The organism is Dyella sp. 01N448, assembly GCF_056399225.1.
Map to the genome: position 1 here is coordinate 1 of NZ_JBFTQX010000023.1, position 16,147 is coordinate 16,147.

16 protein-coding genes are annotated in these 16,147 nt (G+C 65.3%); 7 read left to right on the top strand and 9 right to left on the bottom strand.

The features are described 5' to 3' along the window. Positions 1–74: 74 nt before the first annotated feature. Together AC1DKY_RS20620 and AC1DKY_RS20625 are read right to left on the bottom strand one after the other, a co-directional pair. Positions 75–1,013 carry a complex I NDUFA9 subunit family protein gene (locus AC1DKY_RS20620; RefSeq protein ID WP_441605241.1) on the bottom strand — a complete coding sequence of 313 codons (939 nt, stop codon included), beginning with the start codon at positions 1,011–1,013 and terminating at the stop codon, positions 75–77. Positions 1,014–1,033: 20 nt separating this feature from the next. Then, entirely contained in the window at positions 1,034–3,106 is a 2,073-nt protein-coding gene (locus AC1DKY_RS20625; protein WP_441605213.1) for a transglycosylase SLT domain-containing protein, read from the bottom strand. 216 nt (positions 3,107–3,322) lie between these two features. Between AC1DKY_RS20625 and AC1DKY_RS20630 the strand changes: the two genes are divergently transcribed. Continuing rightward, the gene (locus AC1DKY_RS20630; protein ID WP_441605214.1) at positions 3,323–4,942 is read left to right on the top strand and encodes a glycoside hydrolase family 17 protein; all 1,620 of its coding nucleotides are present in this window, start codon (positions 3,323–3,325) and stop codon (positions 4,940–4,942) included. On the opposite strand, the gene AC1DKY_RS20635 is transcribed toward AC1DKY_RS20630, so the two are convergent. The 5 genes from AC1DKY_RS20635 to AC1DKY_RS20655 all read right to left on the bottom strand — a co-directional run bounded on the left by AC1DKY_RS20635 (position 4,841) and on the right by AC1DKY_RS20655 (position 8,657). Beyond that, positions 4,841–5,290 (bottom strand): hypothetical protein, encoded by a 450-nt coding sequence (locus AC1DKY_RS20635; RefSeq protein WP_441605215.1) that lies wholly within the window; start codon positions 5,288–5,290, stop codon positions 4,841–4,843. The two genes, AC1DKY_RS20630 and AC1DKY_RS20635, sit on opposite strands and share 102 nt — an antisense overlap. Continuing rightward, complete coding sequence (locus AC1DKY_RS20640) at positions 5,287–6,096, bottom strand: endonuclease/exonuclease/phosphatase family protein (protein WP_441605216.1); 810 nt, start codon at positions 6,094–6,096, stop codon at positions 5,287–5,289. The genes AC1DKY_RS20635 and AC1DKY_RS20640 overlap by 4 nt, the downstream gene beginning before the upstream one ends. 125 nt (positions 6,097–6,221) lie before the next feature. After that, positions 6,222–6,878, bottom strand: a complete 657-nt coding sequence (locus tag AC1DKY_RS20645; protein ID WP_441605217.1) for a thiol:disulfide interchange protein DsbA/DsbL — start codon at positions 6,876–6,878, stop codon at positions 6,222–6,224. Positions 6,879–6,926: 48 nt separating this feature from the next. Continuing rightward, a complete protein-coding gene (locus tag AC1DKY_RS20650) occupies positions 6,927–7,793 on the bottom strand; it encodes a thiol:disulfide interchange protein DsbA/DsbL (RefSeq protein ID WP_441605218.1) in 867 nt (288 codons plus the stop codon). A gap of 69 nt (positions 7,794–7,862) precedes the next feature. Beyond that, the gene (locus AC1DKY_RS20655) at positions 7,863–8,657 is read right to left on the bottom strand and encodes a c-type cytochrome (protein ID WP_441605219.1); all 795 of its coding nucleotides are present in this window, start codon (positions 8,655–8,657) and stop codon (positions 7,863–7,865) included. A gap of 110 nt (positions 8,658–8,767) precedes the next feature. Between AC1DKY_RS20655 and yihA the strand changes: the two genes are divergently transcribed. Further along, entirely contained in the window at positions 8,768–9,403 is a 636-nt protein-coding gene (gene yihA, locus AC1DKY_RS20660; RefSeq protein ID WP_046972401.1) for a ribosome biogenesis GTP-binding protein YihA/YsxC, read from the top strand. Positions 9,404–9,442: 39 nt separating this feature from the next. On the opposite strand, the gene AC1DKY_RS20665 is transcribed toward yihA, so the two are convergent. Continuing rightward, positions 9,443–9,937: a GAF domain-containing protein gene (locus tag AC1DKY_RS20665; protein ID WP_441605220.1), complete on the bottom strand. Its 495-nt coding sequence runs from the start codon at positions 9,935–9,937 to the stop codon at positions 9,443–9,445. A gap of 122 nt (positions 9,938–10,059) precedes the next feature. On the opposite strand from AC1DKY_RS20665, the gene bioD reads away from it, so the two are divergent. From bioD to dcp, 3 genes are all read left to right on the top strand, one after another. Further along, complete coding sequence (gene bioD, locus AC1DKY_RS20670) at positions 10,060–10,731, top strand: dethiobiotin synthase (protein ID WP_441605221.1); 672 nt, start codon at positions 10,060–10,062, stop codon at positions 10,729–10,731. Positions 10,732–10,783: 52 nt separating this feature from the next. After that, the gene (locus AC1DKY_RS20675) at positions 10,784–11,134 is read left to right on the top strand and encodes a hypothetical protein (protein WP_441605222.1); all 351 of its coding nucleotides are present in this window, start codon (positions 10,784–10,786) and stop codon (positions 11,132–11,134) included. A gap of 135 nt (positions 11,135–11,269) precedes the next feature. Then, on the top strand, positions 11,270–13,480 hold the full coding sequence (dcp, locus tag AC1DKY_RS20680) for a peptidyl-dipeptidase Dcp (RefSeq protein ID WP_441605223.1): 2,211 nt from the start codon (positions 11,270–11,272) through the stop codon (positions 13,478–13,480). Between the two features lie 120 nt (positions 13,481–13,600). Here dcp and AC1DKY_RS20685 read toward each other — a convergent pair whose 3' ends face one another. Beyond that, positions 13,601–14,587 carry a TolB family protein gene (locus AC1DKY_RS20685; RefSeq protein WP_441605224.1) on the bottom strand — a complete coding sequence of 329 codons (987 nt, stop codon included), beginning with the start codon at positions 14,585–14,587 and terminating at the stop codon, positions 13,601–13,603. 236 nt (positions 14,588–14,823) lie between these two features. Here AC1DKY_RS20685 and AC1DKY_RS20690 point away from each other — a divergent pair, with 236 nt between their 5' ends. Both AC1DKY_RS20690 and AC1DKY_RS20695 read left to right on the top strand, forming a co-directional pair. Then, entirely contained in the window at positions 14,824–15,378 is a 555-nt protein-coding gene (locus tag AC1DKY_RS20690; protein ID WP_441605225.1) for a hypothetical protein, read from the top strand. 106 nt (positions 15,379–15,484) lie between these two features. Then, a complete protein-coding gene (locus AC1DKY_RS20695) occupies positions 15,485–16,147 on the top strand; it encodes a hypothetical protein (protein ID WP_441605226.1) in 663 nt (220 codons plus the stop codon).

A 16,147-nucleotide genomic window follows, 5' to 3' on the forward strand; every position in this document is an offset into this window, starting at 1 on the left:
CGCCGTCGCGCACCGGGTGCGCTCCCACAGGGAAGCTCTCACAGGGAAGCGCCCACAGGGAAGGGGTGGACGAGTTATCGCCCAGCCGATCTCGCCAGGTCCAGCCGACGCTGCCGCGCCGGTATGTTCAACAGCACCGGCAGCCATGCCGCCAGCGGCTGCGGGGTGATGCCCAGCGCGGCATAACCATCCACCTTGCCCACCGAATCGGTGCGCAGCGAGCGAAAGTTGTCCAGCGAGAACGGCTTGCCCGGCAGCATTTGCGCCACTTGTGCCTGCAGCCGGCCGAGGCCGTCCGGCAGCGCCATGATGGGTGTGCGCACGCCCATCGTGTCGCGGATCATGTGCACGATCTCGCCGAGCGTGAGCACATCCGGGCCGTAGAGCTCGAAGCTGCGGTCGATGCCGAGCTTGTCGTCGCCGATGCAGCGAGCCATCGCTTCGGCCACGTCGCCGGCCCAGGTCGGCGCCATCTTCGACGGTGCGCGTGCCAGCGGCAGCACTGGCATCTGCCGCAGCAACGTGGCGAAACGCGACACCAGGCCGCCATCCGCGCCGAACATCACGCTCGGCTGGTAGATGGTCCAGTCAATCGAGGAGTTGCGCACCTGCGCTTCCGCCTCGCCCTTGCTCTTGAGGTATTGCGACAAGCCCTGGCCGGCCTTGAGCGCGCTCATATGGTGCAGGCGCGACACGCCGGCCGCCTGGCAGGCGCCGAGCACGCGCTGGGCCAGGTCCACGTGCGCGCGCTGGAAGGTCTGCTCGCCGAACGCATTGAGGATGCCGACCAGGTTGATCACCGCATCGGCGCCCTCGAACTGCCGGCGCAGCGCATTGGCGTCATACACATCCACGCTGTGGATGCTCACGCCGGGGAGCACGCCCAGCGCACGCCGCTGTTCGCGGTTGCGCGATAGCAGCACGATGCGATGGCCGTCCCTGATCAGGCGCGGCAGCAAATGCGAGCCGACAAAGCCGCTACCGCCGAGCACGACCAGTTGTTTGGATTTCAGTGTCACTCAGTGTCTCCGCCTCAATGCGTACTGCTGGCTGCAGCCGGTGCTGCCATGCTGCTGGCGGGAGCAGCTGAACCTGCCTCCGCAGGCGTCGGCGGCGCCACCACCGGACAGGTCACCAGCTTACGCTCACTGCGGGCATCCGGCAGCGTATAGGTCTGGCCGATCGGCGTGAGTCGCTGCGACAGCGTGACGGCATTGCCATGCTGGCGCCAGTCGTAGATCACCGCGAAGGACATCACGCGCGCCACGTATTCGCGCGTCTCCTTGAACGGAATGGTGGCGATGAACAGGTCCGGCGGCAGCGAATTGCGCGCCTCCAGCCATTGGTCCACCTTGCCGGGGCCGGCGTTGTAGGCCGCGCTGGCGAGCCAGGGCGCGCCGTTGAAGCGCGCTGCCATCTGCGCGAGATAGCGCGTGCCCAGGATGATGTTGGTGATCGGGTCGTACAGCGAGTCCCCGCCAGTCCAGGTGACGCCGTTGCGCTTGGCCACCAGCGCGGCCGTCGACGGCAGCAACTGCATCAGGCCGCGCGCATCCGCACCGGAGCGTGCATCGGCCATCCAGGCGCTTTCCGCGCGAAGAATGGCGTACGCCCACGACGGATCGATCCCTGCCTGTTCGGCCTGCGGTACCAGTCCGTCCTGGCTGGCCAGCGGGAAGCGCTGCTCGTAATAGCGCAACGCATCGCCGGTGTTGAAGGTGAACACCGCGCGGTCGTACCAGCCGCGACGATAGGCGAGAGCGACCGCCTGCTTGAGCGTATCCGCATCAGCGCCATCGAGTGCCTGCGTCCATTCGCGACGCGCCTGCTTGGGCAGGCCCACGGCATAAAGCTCGAACGCGCGCAACAAACCCTGGTTGGCGAGCAGGGCGCGTTCGCGCTGCGGGTTGCCTTTCAGGTCCGTCTGGCAGATGCCGTACGGCGCCTTGATGCGATCGGCAGCAAGGAATCCGAAGAACGTCGGCTCCTGCGCCAGGCTGCTGAGTACCTGTTGCGACTCGGCATTGCGATTGGTGGCAGCCAGAGCGCGTGCGCGGAACCAGCGCCATTCGCCGTCCTGCTGTTGCGTCGCCGGCATCGCATCGATGGCGGCGAGCGCCGCAGTCCAGTCCTGTTGTGCCAGGGCGGCGCGCACGCGCCATTCGCGGCTGGTGTCGGTCTGCACGGACGCCGGCAGCGCGATCAGGCGCGAGAGTGCATCGGCGTCGTAGTCGGTGGCATGGAACAAGGCCAGCGCATACATCACGCGATTGCGCTGCTCGGGAGTGAAGGCGAAATGGCTCTGCAGTTTTTGCCAGGCGATGTCCGCGGTGACCGACTGGCGCCGCGCAAGTCGTTCCAGCGCGAGCGTCGCGGCCTGCCGGTTGCGCGTCGTATCGGGCCACTGATTGGCTGCCACCACCGCAGCCCCGGGATCGCTGAGTGCGGAGGCGATGCGTCTTGCGGAATCCGCCTGGTCCGCCGGCAGCCAGCCGGCGATGGCGTTGATGGTGCCCGGCTGCACGGCATCCGCGGCGCGGTCGATGCGATCCCACAGGCGTGGTTCGGTGAGCAGGCCCTGGTCGTGCGCGGCGCTCAACACCGGATCGCAGGCACCCGGCAGTTTGGGCTTGCTCCACAGCGCGGCAAGGTCGCGATCGAAATCGAGCTGCGCACCCTTGCTCAGCTGCGCCTGCAACGCGTTGCAGGTGAGCGCATCGCCGAGACCCGGCTGGTACATCGCAAGAAACGTGTCCCAATCCTGCCGGCGCGCCAGTTCGGTGAGAAAGTCGCGGCGCAAGTCCGCGGCAGGCAGCAGGCCGGGATAGCGCTTGAGATAGTCCTCGACCTGCGGCCGCTGGACCTGGCGGATATCGTGCGTGAGCGAGGTCACTTCCAGATAGGGATAGAGCGGGTAGTCCTGCAGTGTGCTGGCCGCCGTGCGCCAGCCATCGCCGCCCTGCTGGGCCGCGGCGTACGCCTGCTTGAATGCCGTGCGTTGCGCTTCCGTGGGCTCGGCGGCCGAGGCCGCGCCGACCAGCCACAGGCCGGCCACCAGGATGAGCAGGCGGCGGGCAACTTGCCGCGGTGCTGCGTGCAGGGACATGACGACTCCTTTGCCAAGACCGACGCAGTGATAGTCGCGGTTCCGCAGGGGCGGCGCGCTGCGCGGGACTGCGCAGAATGGCCAATCCCCGCTGAGCGTGACGTGAAACCGAGGGCGCGGCCCTGCCCGCGCACATGGCGAGGGCGCAGCCCCTGTTAGAATTCGCCACCCACGAGGCGCCGCATCCGGCGCTTGAGCCACGCTCTTAGGAAGCGCATGTCGCCATCGCCCTCGCCGTCATCCCGTGTTGCCCCGCTGGCATGGTTGATCCTCGTCGTGGCCACCCTGTCAGGCGCCGCGTGGTGGTGGCAGATTGGACGCCCGGTGGCGCTGCCGGATGCGCCGACCGCACGCATCGCCTGCGTGTCCTATGCACCGTTCCGCAAGCCGGGCGAGACGCCGCTCGATCCGCATGCCTTTGTCAGCCCCGAGCGTATCGACGCGGATCTGAAGGCATTGTCCGAGCGCTTCGATTGCGTGCGCACGTATTCGCAGGGCTTTGGCTTGAACGCTGTGCCCGCGATCGCCCAGAAATACGGCATGAAGGTGCTGATGGGCATCTGGCTGGGCCGCGATCTCGCGCTCAACGACCGCGAAGTGACGATGGGCATCGCCACCGCGAAGGCGTATCCGCAGGTGATCCGCGGCGTGATCGTCGGCAACGAAGTGCTGCTGCGCGGCGAGCAATCGCCCGAAGCGATCGCCGCCTACATCACGCGCGTGCGCAGCGCGCTGCAGGATGTGCACGTGCCGGTCACCTATGCCGATGTGTGGGAGTTCTGGCTGCGCTATCCGCAGATGGCCAACGTGGTCGACTACATCACCATCCACATTCTCCCGTACTGGGAGGACGATCCGGTGCCGCCGCAGGATGCACTCAAGCATGTCGCGGACGTCTATGCGCAGATGAAGGCGCACTTCTCCGGTCGTGCCGTGATGATTGGCGAGACCGGCTGGCCGAGCCAGGGCCGTCCGCGCCGCGAGGCGAGTGCGAGCCTGGTGAACGAGGCGCGTTATCTGCGCGAATTCCTGCTCTATGCCGGCAGCGTGGACATGCCGTACAACGTGATCGAAGCGTTCGACCAGCCGTGGAAGCGCGATCAGGAAGGCACGGTCGGCGGCTATTGGGGCATTTTCGATGTCAATGCAAAGCCCAAGTTCAGCATGCAGGGACCGGTGGTCGAGGAGCCGAACTGGATCGCCGGCTGGTTCGCCGGTGTGGCAGGTGCCGTGTTGTTTTTGCTGTCGGGCATCTGGCGTCGCGGCTTGGCCAATACGCGCAGTCGCGTTGCGCTGATCCTCGCTGGCTTCGCCACCGCCACGTCGATTGCATGGCAGGGCCGTCGCATGCTGTTCGATTGCCGCAACCAGCTGGAATGGGTGTTTTCCGGCCTGCTTTGCGCGCTGGCCCTGCTTTCGGCCGTCTATCTGGCGCGCCGCATCGCTGCACGACTGGCCGGCGCGGCCATCCAGTTGCCGGATCGCCGCGTGCGTTTCCTGTGGATGTTCGGCTTGGCCTTCTACGACTTGCTGCTGGTCTTCGACGGCCGCTATCGCGATTTCCCGCTGGGCCTGTTCTGGCCGCCGGCGGTGGGCTTCATGATTGCGGCGTTGATGGAATCGGCCGACAACTGCGTGGTGCCGATCATCGAGGAGCGCTTCATGGCCTGCCTGCTGCCGTTGCTCGCTGCCGTGGTGGTGGCGCAGGAGATCGGGCTCAACCCGTCGACCTGGCTATGGCTGGCCGTGAACTTCGCGACCGCCGGTGCGGTGATGATCGAATGGCGCCGCGCCGCCCGACTGCAGACGTACCAGCCGCAGGCAACCCACCAGTAACGCGAACGCACCCGGCGCAAAACAGTAGAGCACCACGGCGACCACGCCGGTCGCCGCGGAAAGCCAGGCCGCGAACGGGTGCTTCCAGGCCAGTGCGAGTACGGCGGCGGCCAGTGCCACCCAGCCGTAGATGCCCATCTGATAGCTGTAGCTGGCAGACATGCGCAGCGGTGCCAATACAAATCCCATCACCGCGGCATGGCGCGCATCGCAGGTCAGCGAGCGCGCGGTGTCGCACAGGTGCGCCACGTCGACCGACTCGACCAGGCCATAACGCAGCGCATACGCAAGCGCGCCGAGCAGGATCAGCGTCAACCAGGGCAGGGTCAGCAGTACAGCGCGTTTCATCGACGGATCCGGTGCAGGCGTGGGGTGATATGGCTGGGCAAGCGGATCTCGGCCGCTATGGGTAGATGATCGGAGAACGCCTGCGGCAGCGCCCACACTTTGTCGAGCTGGATCTTCTCGGAGGTGAGGATGTGATCGAGCGCGCGACGCGGCTTCCAGCTGGGAAACGTCGGCGTCGATTGATCGGGCGGCACCAGGCTGGACTTGGCGAACAGGTGCTTCATCTCCGCGCTGCGCGCTTCGGTATTGAGATCGCCCATCAGCACGGCATGCGGGAAATCCTGCAGCACTTCGGCAATGAAGCCCAGCTGCTTCGCACGTGCCGGTGCGCTGAGCGAGAGGTGCGCGATCATCACGGCGAGCGCATCGTCGCCGTCGCCAAAACGCGCGAGCAAGGCGCCGCGGCCGGGAATGCGGCTGGGCAGCGGATAGTCGAGCACGCTGCTGGGTTCGAGCCGGCTGATCAACCCGTTCGCCGAATGCGCCAGCCGCGCCATCGGGCGATTGGGCTGATGACTCCAGAACGGCATGCCGGCCGCTTCGGCCAGGTAGCGCGTCTGATTGAGAAAGCCCGAACGCAGGCTGCCGGCGTCCGCTTCCTGCAGGCCGATCAGGTCGAACTGCGGCAGTACTTCGGCGAGGCGGTCGAGGTTGTCCAGTTTGCTGCGGCCCGGCAGCACGGCATTGAGGCTGCGCGTGACGTATTCGCTGTAACGCTGCACGCTGGCGCCAGCCAGGATATTGCAGCTGAGCAGACGCAAACGGCGTTCGGTGGCCGGGGCGGGAGTGGGTTCGGCACGCTTCATCGGGCGGAAAGGGTAGTCGCAAAAGGGTGAACGCCGCCATCGTGGCGGCGATCAGACTGGAGACAGACCCTGAGCATGCCCGGTCGGTTGTGAACGCGGGGAAAGTTCCGCGTCGCCGCCGGGGCTTACTTGGCGCCGCTGAGGTCGCGCTTGGCCAGCCACTGGGCGACGGCGGACAGTTCGGCCAGGGTCTTCACATTGGCAGTGCGGTACTTGCCGTCGACGACGATGGTCGGCGTGCCGTCCACCTGCCACTGCTTGACCAGCTCGGCATCCTTGCGGATCTGCTGGGTCACCTCGTCGGAACTGGCGATGCGCATGAACTCCTCGCGCTTCGCGCCATGCATGGCGTAGAAATCGGCCAGCTCATCGAGGGTGGAGATCGGGTAGTGGTCGTCGAACTTGGCCTTGAACAGCTCCAGGTGCGTCTGTTCCAGCACGCCCAGCTTCTTGGCGGCGTAATAGGCACGGGCAAACGGCAGCCATTCGTCGCTGAACACGGCCGGCATCAGCTTGAACGTCACGCCGGCCGGCAGCTGCTTGCGCATCTGCTCGGCGATCGGCGCGAAATGCGCGCAGTGGATGCAGCCGTAGGAGAACACTTCGACCACTTCGACCTTGCCCTCATTGCTGAGGCGGTGCGCCGGTGCCGGCAGCGTCACGTACTCGGTGCCCTCGGTATAGGGCGCGGCATCGTTGGAGCCGGTGGCGGTGCACGCCGTGGCCAGCAACAGGCCGGCGATCAGGCTGAAGGCGCGCAGGGAGGCAAAACGCTTGAACATGGGGCGGGTCTCGTCGAATGGCGTCAGGTGGATGTCGATGCGCGCGGCTTACTTGCCTGCGGCTTCCTTGGACACCAGCCACTTGGCGAGTTCCACTGCCTGCTCATAACCGCCGGCCGAACGCGCGGTGAAACGGTACTTGCCGTCGACCACGATGGTCGGGGTTTCTTCCACGCCATAGGCCTTGAGCATTTCGTCGGCGCGCTTGACCTTGGTGTTGATGGCAAACGAGTTGGCCACAGCGGCGAATTCTTTCGGATCGGCCCCGAACTTTGCGTAGACCTTGGCGGCGTCGTCGATGGTGGGCAGCGCCGAAGCGGGCTTGAGGCCGGTGCCCTGCATGGCGCTCAGCTCCTGCGACTTCCACACGGCGTCGTACATCGCGTCATTGGCCTTGTCGGCCACGCCCAGCGCCTGCGCGGTGAGGAAGGCGCGCTGCAGCATCGGCCAGTTTTCCTGCGGCATGAAGGAGGCCGGCAGATAAGCCACGGCGGCGCTGGCGGGCAGCTCCTGCACCAGCTTGTTCATGGTGGGATGGAACTGGTTGCACGCCGGGCAGCCGTAGGAGAACACCTCGGTCACTTCGATCTTGTCGGTGCTGCTGACCTTGGCCTGCGCCGGTTCGATGCGGAAGTAGTGCTTGCCTTCCACCCACTTGCCATCGTCCACGAACGGCGTGGCCGCTGCGGCGGGCGCCGCCGGAGCCTGCGCGGTGGTGCTGGCAGCCGCCGGAGCGGCGGCGGTGCTGGCGGCGGCCGGAGCCGCGGTGGTTGCGGCAGCAGCCGGCTGGGCGGCGGGCGCGGTGGCTGCCGGAGCCGGGGTCGGCTGCGGTGCCTGGCTGGCGTTGTCGTTGTTGTTGCTGCAGGCGGCGAGCGCGAGCAGGGCGGCACACAGGAACGACAGACGCTTCAGCATGGTGATCCTCAATACAGAGTCTTGGCTCGGAACGGACACGCCGGCCCATGGCCGGCGTGTCATAGACATTTACTTGGCGGCAGAAGTGCCCGCGCCTTCGGCGGCATGCAGGCCTTCGACGTAGCTGGCGATCGCGGCAATGTCCTTGGCGTCCAGCTTGGCGGCGATGCCCGGCATGATCTGCGAGTGGGCGTCGTCACCCCACACGGTGCCGTCGTGCCAGGCCTTGAGCGTGGCTTCGATGTACTGCGCATGCTGGCTGGTGAGCTGCGGGTACATCGCGCCCGGATTGCCGCGGCCATCGATGCTGTGGCACGCCATGCAGGCAGGCACACCCTTGGTGCTGTCGCCCTGGCGGTAGAGCTGCTCGCCGCGCTCGACCAGTGCCTGGTCAGCCACGCCCGGCAGCGAGGTCTTGCTGGCGAAGTAGGCGCCGATGTCGCGCATGTCCTGCTCGGACAGCGGTGCCACCATGCCCATCATGATCGGGTTCTGGCGCTTGCCGGACTTGAAGCTGTTGAGCTGGTGGACGATGTACGCCTCGCTCTGGCCAGCCAGCTTGGGATACTGCGGATCGGCGGAATTGCCGTCGATGCCGTGGCAGGCGCCACACGCGGCCGACTTGCCCTGGCCTGCGGTGGCATCGCCGGGCTTCACGGCGGCAGTCGCCTCAGCCGGCTTGGCGGCGGCTTCAGCAGCAGCGGCGGCAGGTGCCGTGGCGGCTGCGGCCGGCTTGGCGGCGGTGGTTGCGGGCGCCGGATTCTTGGCTTCCTGCGCCAGGATTGCTCCGGAAGACAACGCAAAGACGAGGACTACGGCATAACGAACAACAGCGGGCCGAAAACCGGCAGGCCGAAAACTCATACACTTGTCTCCCGAAAAACTGCTATGGCTGCACGGTTCGCGCTGGCCAGCGCGTCCGCAACTGGCAGAAACTACCGGATTATCTCTGCGCCACCATAGCCGGTCAAACCATGTCCAATCCATTGCAAGGCGCCCAGTTCGTACTGGCTGCCCACCGAATTTCTCAACTTCCGACCGACAGCGGCGCGGAGGTGGCGTTTGCGGGTCGCTCCAATGCCGGCAAGTCGAGCGCGCTCAATACCTTGACTGCGCATCGCGGTCTGGCGCGTACGTCGAAAACACCAGGTCGAACCCAGCAGATGGTGGCGTTCTCGCTGCCACCGCAGACCCTCGGCGAGGGCCCGGACGCGCTGCCGGCGCGGCTAATTGACCTACCCGGCTATGGCTACGCCAAGGTGCCCGAGGCCTTGCGCGAGCACTGGAAGCAGGAAATCGATGCCTATCTGCATCAGCGTCGCAGCCTGCGCGGAGTGGTGCTGATCACCGATATTCGCCATCCGCTCAAGGACTTCGATCGGATGATGCTGGAGTTTTGCTTCGCCACCCACCTGCCTTGCCACGTGTTGCTGACCAAGGCGGACAAATTGTCGCGGAGCGCGGCGGCACAGGCGCTGATGGCGCTTCGCAAGGTGTTGTCGGCCAGCGAAACCCAGGCCACGGCGCAGATTTTTTCCTCGCAGACGCCCACCGGCGTGGAGGAAGCGCGCGATATGGTGATGACGCTGCTCAATACGCCGCGAGAGTAAGCAACGCGCCGGACACCCGGCGCGAGCTTTTCGGCAAGCTCAGCGCTTGTCGACGGCGGCCATGAAGATCGCGCACAGCGCCTCCATGCCGGCGCGGTCGTCCTCGTCGAAGCGGGCGATGGACGGGCTGTCTACATCCCACACGCCAAACAGGCTGCCGTCGTCGCGCACCAGCGGCACCACGATTTCCGATTGCGAGGCGGCGTCGCAGGCGATATGGCCATCGAACGCATTCACGTCGCGCACCACCTGTGTCTGGCGCGTCTGCGCCGCGGTGCCGCACACGCCGCGGCCGAGCGCGATGCGGATGCAGGCCGGTTTGCCCTGGAACGGACCGACGACCAGTTCGGTGCCGTCATACAGGTAGAAACCGCTCCAGTTGAAGTCGGGCAGGCTGTGATAGATCAGCGCGGCGAAATTGGCGGCGTTGGCGATCACGTCGGGCTCGCCTTCCAGCAGCCCGCGGGCCTGGGCGCACAGATCTTCGTATTGTTCGCGCTTGCTGGCGTAGGCCTGCGTCTTCACTTCGTACATCGATCGACTCCTGTGGCGCCCGTGGATCGCGGGGATCTGTCCAGGCGGGCCGCCGTAAAGCACGTATTATGCGCCTGCCGGGCGGCACGGGAATGCCGGGCGCGACCATTCAGGGGATGGCTATGTCGACACTGTTTATTGCAGGCACCGACACGGGTGTCGGTAAGACCCATGCCACCTGCACGCTGCTGCATCTGCTGCGCAGTCGCGGCAATCAGGCCTGCGGCATGAAGCCGGTGGCCAGCGGTTGCGTGGAGACGCCGCAGGGCTTGCGCAACGACGACGCGCTCGCATTGCAGGCGGCCAGCAGTTCGCCGATGCCTTACGAATGGATCAATCCGGTGGCCTTGCGCGAGCCCTTGTCGCCCCACCTGGCGGCGGCGCACGAGGGCGTCGAGATCCGTCTCGCGCCGCTCTACGAGGCCTTCGAGCGTCTGCGTGGCATGCATGACGATGTGCTGGTGGAAGGCGTCGGTGGCTGGCTGGTGCCGCTGTCGCGCAGCCTGCTGGCGTCGGATATTCCACGTCAATGGCAGTTGCCGGTGGTGCTGGTGGTGGGCCTGCGGCTGGGCTGCATCAATCACGCCTTGCTGTCCGCACGCGCGATCGCCACCGATGGCTGCCGCCTGGTGGGCTGGATCGGCAACCAGATCGATCCGGACATGGACGCCGTCGACGAAAATATCGCCACTTTGCGCCACCACCTGCCGGCGCCCTGCCTGGGCATCCTGCCGTATGGCGTGGCACCGTCCGCCGCCGCCGCTCATCTGGATCTCACACTGGTCTTGGAATGACGTTCACATGGTCCGTGCTTGGATGTACGGGCCATCACCGCAGGAGGCACCCATGGCCATACGCAGCCACTTCTATCTTTCGGTCGCCGACCTCGCCCATGCGCGCGGGCCGGTCGCCACGCTGAGCTATGACGGAGCCGGTCCCAACGATCTCGCTGCTGCGGTGCAGAACGCCATGCGCAGCACCGATCTATTCGAGCGCTGGCGTGCCATGCAGGATGAGCCGGACGATGTGGACCCGGCGCTGGGCGCAATCGACCCGCAGGCCACGGCCAGCGCGCGGGTCAGCGACCTGCACATCGACATGGATCTCATCACCGACCTGCCGATGAGCATCGTGCGGCAGCGCCTCAACCTGCTGATCGGCAACAGCTGGCAGCTGCGCGACATGCGCAAGGCCTGACGCGGCCGCCCCATGCTGCGGTTGCGTCATCGCCGCCGCGTACGGTCCAACGACCCAGTACTTCCAGCCCTTGGCACCCGTGCCGGGCTGTGGTTAGTCTCGGCGTCCGTTTGTCTGTTTCCATGGGGAACCCCGATGCTTCGTCTTCGCACGCTTGTCATAGCCACGTCCATTGCGCTCGCCGCCTGCTCGCAGCAGTCGAACGAGCAGGCCTCGCAGCCCGCGCCCGCTCCCGCCAGCACCGCGCCGGCCAAGGCTTCCACGGTCGCCGCACCCGGCGGCGAAGTGAGTGCGGTCAATCCGTTCCTCGAGCCCAGCACCCTGCCGTTCGAGGCCCCGCCGTTCGACAAGATCAAGGACGGCGACTACAAGCCGGCCTTCGAAGAAGGCATGAAGCAGCACCTTGCGGAGATCGAAAAGATCGCCGACAACACGGATGCGCCGACCTTCGAGAACACCTTCGTCCCGATGGAGAAGTCGGGCCGGCTGATGCAGCGCGTGATGCAGGCGTTCAACGCCGTCAGCGGCGCCAACACCAATGAAACCCTGCAGAAAGTGCAGGAAGAAGAAGCGCCCAAGCTCGCCGAGCACCAGGACGCGATCTTCATGAACGACAAGCTGTTCAAGCGCATCCAGACGGTCTACGACCAGCGCGATACGCTCAAGCTCGATCCGGAATCCAAGCGCCTGGTCGAAGTGACCTATCGCAACTTCGTGCATGGCGGCGCCAAGCTGTCCGATGCCGACAAGGCCAAGCTCAAGGACCTCAACAAGGAAGAGTCCACGCTGAGCACGCAGTTCACCAACAAGCTGCTCGCCGCCACCAAGGCCGGTGCGCTGGTGGTGGACGACAAGAGCAAGCTTGACGGCCTGTCCGATGGCGACATCGGTGCCGCGGTGGAAGCGGCCAAGGCGCGCAAGCTCGACGGCAAGTGGGTGGTGCCGCTGCAGAACACCACGCAGCAGCCGGCGCTGCAGAGCCTCAATGATCGCGCCACGCGCGAGCAGCTGTTCAAGAACTCCTGGGATCGCGCCGAGAAGGGCGACGCCAACGACACGCGCGACATGATCGCCCGCATCGCGCAGATCCGCGCCGAGCAGGGCAAGCTGCTGGGCTTCTCCAGCTACGCCGCTTGGAAACTGGAAGACCAGATGGCCAAGACGCCGGAAGCGGCGATCACCTTCATGGACAAGCTGGCCCCGGCGGCCACGGCACGCGCCGAGCGCGAGGCCAAGGACATCCAGGACGTGATCGACCAGCAGAAGGGTGGCTTCAAGGTCGAGGCATGGGACTGGAACCACTACTCCGAGCAGGTGCGCAAGGCCAAGTACGACCTGGACGAGTCGCAGATCAAGCCGTACTTCGAGCTGGACAACGTGCTGCAGAACGGCGTGTTCTACGCCGCCAACCAGCTCTACGGGCTGACCTTCAAGGAGCGCAAGGACATCCCCGTCTGGCAGCCTGACGTGCGCGTGTTCGAAGTGTTCGACAAGGACGGCACCTCGATGGCGCTGTTCTATTGCGACTACTACAAGCGCGACAACAAGAACGGCGGCGCCTGGATGAGCAACCTGGTCGACCAGTCCAAGCTGCTGGGCACCAAGCCGGTGATCTTCAACGTCGCCAACTTCACCAAGCCGGCACCGGGCCAGCCGGCCCTGCTGTCGTTTGACGACGTGATCACCATGTTCCACGAGTTCGGCCACGGCCTGCATGGCATCTTTGCCAATACGCAGTACCCGAGCCTGTCGGGCGCCAACACCGCGCGCGACTTCGTGGAATTCCCGTCGCAGTTCAACGAGCACTGGGCCACCGATCCGAAGATCTTCGCCAACTACGCGAAGAACTATCAGACCAAGGAGCCGATGCCGCAGGAACTGGTCGAGAAGCTCAAGAAGGCCAAGACCTTCAACAAGGGCTACGACATGACCGAACTGGTCGGCGCCGCGCTGCTCGACATGAGCTGGCACAGCCTGAGCGCCGATGCGCCCAAGCAGGATCCGGACAAGTTCGAGATGGATGCGCTCACCAAGGCCAAGATCAACCTGAGCTACGTGCCGCCGCGCTACCGCTCCAGCTACTTCCAGCACATCTGGGGCAACGGCTACGCCGCCGGTTACTACGCCTACCTGTGGACCGAAATGCTGGCCGACGACGCCTTCCAGGGCTTTGTCGACAAGGGCGGCATGACCCGCGAGAACGGTGATCGCTTCCGCGCGATGATCCTCTCGCAGGGCAACACGCAGGATCTGGCCACGCTCTACAAGAACTGGCGCGGCAAGGACCCGAGCATCGAGCCGATGCTGCTCAACCGTGGTCTGAAGGAAGCGCCGCAGAAGAAGTAACACCTTCTTCGTGGTGAATCGAGAAAGGGCCGGTTATGCCGGCCCTTTTTTTGTGCGGCGAATTCAGAGGCGGTGAATCGTGGCGGTCTTTCCACTTCTCCGTGAGATCAGTACGCGCGATCAACCACCGCTTGCGTGATGCGCATCCAGCCACGGTGCCAGCGACACGGACCAGATGTTGTCGTTGCCGTTGTCCCATTGCATGCGGGCGATGTCGTCCTGCGCCTGCTGCGGCGTGCGCGGATAGTGCACGGGGATCGAACGCGTGCTGCTGAAGTAGAGCGTGCGATGGTCGGGGCCAAGGTGCGAGCCCCACGGGCTCTTTACGTTGATGTCCTTGCCCAGGTCGGTCGGCTTGCCCCAGCCGTCGCCTTCGCGGAACGCGATGTAGAGGCGATCCGGATCGTCCTTGCCGGTGAAGTTCGCGTCGAACACGATGAACGATTCATCGGGCGCGACGGCAGGATCGAGCTTGTGCGCCGATGCTTCGCCCAGCATCACCGGCACTGGGGGCATGTAGGTACCGTTGCGGTATTGCGAACGGAACAGGCGGAAATCGCCATCCTCTGCGGGACGCTGGAAATACACGCTGCCATCGGCCACCACGCTGGGCGCATAGGTGCGTGAACTGCTGTTCACCGCATCCGGCAGGCGCACCGGTGCTCCCCACGCGTTGCCCTTGCGCTCGACGCGCCACAGATGTCCGCCGGAACCCGGCTGCACCTTGCCATTGGCCATCACCGCATCGAGCGGCTTGCCATCTTCCGCATCAGGGCGGTTCGAGGAGAAGATCAGGAACGTCCCATCCGGCGACATCGCCGGATCGTGATCCAGCCACTGCCCCGAGAACGGCGCCACCGTCGGAGCACTCCAGATCCCGTTGACACGATGCGACACCATGATGGCTGCATTGGGCCAATGGATGCGATCAAAGAAGACCGTGTTGCCGTCGGGCGTGAAGGCAGCGGAATCTTCGTTGGCAGGACCTGATACGACGCCAGGTGCGAACACCTGCGGTACGTCAAGAACGGTGGTTTGCGCAGAAGCTTTGGCCACCAGGCCGGTGACGCAACAGGCCGCGCACAGCACGCCGACTACACGCTTCATTTCACCGATCCTTCTGTCAGGAATGGAACGAGCTACTGACGCACTTCCGTCGCCACGTCATTCTTGCGCTCACGATCTGGCCAAAGGACGTGCTTGAAGTCATGCGGGCGGGACGCCTTGGTGCTCGTCAAGCATTGTCACAAGAGCAACTGTCCGGCAATGTCTTGTCACCCGGCAGGTACTTCGTCGATCACGGACAAGGGGATGGCATGAGACAGCGGATGCAAGGATGGGGTGTGGCTCTTCTGGTCCTGTTGGCGACCACGTCAGTAGCCAAAGCGGCCTCGTTCGACGGCTTGCCGCCGTGGCAATTCCAGATGACGCCCGATCAGGTGACGGCATTTGCCGATTTCGGTCCCTATAAGTCTTTTCGCAACGGCGACCTTGAGACGTTCGCCGGCGTGTATCAGGGGCACAAGGAGAACGTGCAGTTCTTCTTCCGTAACGGGCGCCTGGCCCGGATCGGGATCTATCTTTACGAGGGTCAGGACGCGAAGGCGGCTGCACAAGTGTGGCTGAGGACTTACCAGCAAATGAAGGCCGAGTTCGGAGCCATGGAGCTGCCCTGGCTCAAGACCACGACACCGGCGGCTGGGTTGCCGGTAGAAGCGTTGGCGGCGGCAGCTGGCGCCAATGCCGAAGCTACCGGCAAATCGCAGATGGCACCGGTCGTGCAGCCCGCAGACAAGTTTGTGTATGCCAATTTCTTCCGGAGCGATGTCCAGGGGCATGCGTTCTATTTCGTGACCGTTTTCTACGATCCGCCGCATCACGGCGCCACCGGCAGCTGACGAGACCGCGGGCCGCATGACCGAAGGCAGACGCTGCTGTCACGCCCGGGCCGTCATAAGCCTTCCGTGAATCGAGATCATCGGCGAGCACTAGCGGAGCGGGCCCATGCGTAACCTGGATTTCAGTTCCTGGCATGCCGTGTTGTCGACCGTGGTCGGGCTGGCGTTGATCACGCTGATCATGGTCGGCGTGCGGCTGCTGGCCATGCATACCGTGCAGAAGCGGCGCGAGCGCGAGAATCGCCAGATCAACGAACGGTTGCGCACGTTGATCGCGGCGTACAAGACGCTGGGCGGCTCGTTCACTGGCGATCTCTCGGTGGACCCCACGCATCTGCGCGACCTGCGCCAGGCCGGAGTGTTGGCGGAAGGCGAGTCCCCCGGCACTGCCGTGCAGCGTTCCGATCGTTCGCGGCGCATGCGCGATGCGGTGGAGGCGGCCTTGTCCGACATCATCTTGCTGGGCACGGAGCAGCAGGTGGCACTGGCCGCGCGTGCCGCCACGGAGCTGTCAGAGGGGCGCCCCACGCACACCGCCGAACTGGTCGTGTCCCTGCGCGATTTCATCCGCAAGGTGCTGGATCTCGAAGCGGTGCCGGCCAATCTGGTCATTCCGAAGCAGGGGCCGACGCGCGTATCCGGGACACGCGGCAAGGGCGAGGCCAAAGGCGAGGGCGGCGCTAAGGGCGCCAGTGGCGGGATGGGTGCAGGCATGGGTGGTATGGGTGGCCACGCCAGCTTCGACAGCGACGACCATGCCCACCACTGA

Excerpts from the sequence above, each read along its gene's own strand:
- AC1DKY_RS20625 (WP_441605213.1), bottom strand. The coding sequence starts at position 3,106 with ATGTCCCTGCACGCAGCACCGCGGCAAGTTGCCCGCCGCCTGCTCATC.
- AC1DKY_RS20630 (WP_441605214.1), top strand. The coding sequence starts at position 3,323 with ATGTCGCCATCGCCCTCGCCGTCATCCCGTGTTGCCCCGCTGGCATGG.
- AC1DKY_RS20635 (WP_441605215.1), bottom strand. The coding sequence starts at position 5,290 with ATGAAACGCGCTGTACTGCTGACCCTGCCCTGGTTGACGCTGATCCTG.
- AC1DKY_RS20640 (WP_441605216.1), bottom strand. The coding sequence starts at position 6,096 with ATGAAGCGTGCCGAACCCACTCCCGCCCCGGCCACCGAACGCCGTTTG.
- AC1DKY_RS20645 (WP_441605217.1), bottom strand. The coding sequence starts at position 6,878 with ATGTTCAAGCGTTTTGCCTCCCTGCGCGCCTTCAGCCTGATCGCCGGC.
- AC1DKY_RS20650 (WP_441605218.1), bottom strand. The coding sequence starts at position 7,793 with ATGCTGAAGCGTCTGTCGTTCCTGTGTGCCGCCCTGCTCGCGCTCGCC.
- AC1DKY_RS20655 (WP_441605219.1), bottom strand. The coding sequence starts at position 8,657 with ATGAGTTTTCGGCCTGCCGGTTTTCGGCCCGCTGTTGTTCGTTATGCC.
- yihA (WP_046972401.1), top strand. The coding sequence starts at position 8,768 with ATGTCCAATCCATTGCAAGGCGCCCAGTTCGTACTGGCTGCCCACCGA.
- AC1DKY_RS20665 (WP_441605220.1), bottom strand. The coding sequence starts at position 9,937 with ATGTACGAAGTGAAGACGCAGGCCTACGCCAGCAAGCGCGAACAATAC.
- bioD (WP_441605221.1), top strand. The coding sequence starts at position 10,060 with ATGTCGACACTGTTTATTGCAGGCACCGACACGGGTGTCGGTAAGACC.
- AC1DKY_RS20675 (WP_441605222.1), top strand. The coding sequence starts at position 10,784 with ATGGCCATACGCAGCCACTTCTATCTTTCGGTCGCCGACCTCGCCCAT.
- dcp (WP_441605223.1), top strand. The coding sequence starts at position 11,270 with ATGCTTCGTCTTCGCACGCTTGTCATAGCCACGTCCATTGCGCTCGCC.
- AC1DKY_RS20685 (WP_441605224.1), bottom strand. The coding sequence starts at position 14,587 with ATGAAGCGTGTAGTCGGCGTGCTGTGCGCGGCCTGTTGCGTCACCGGC.
- AC1DKY_RS20695 (WP_441605226.1), top strand. The coding sequence starts at position 15,485 with ATGCGTAACCTGGATTTCAGTTCCTGGCATGCCGTGTTGTCGACCGTG.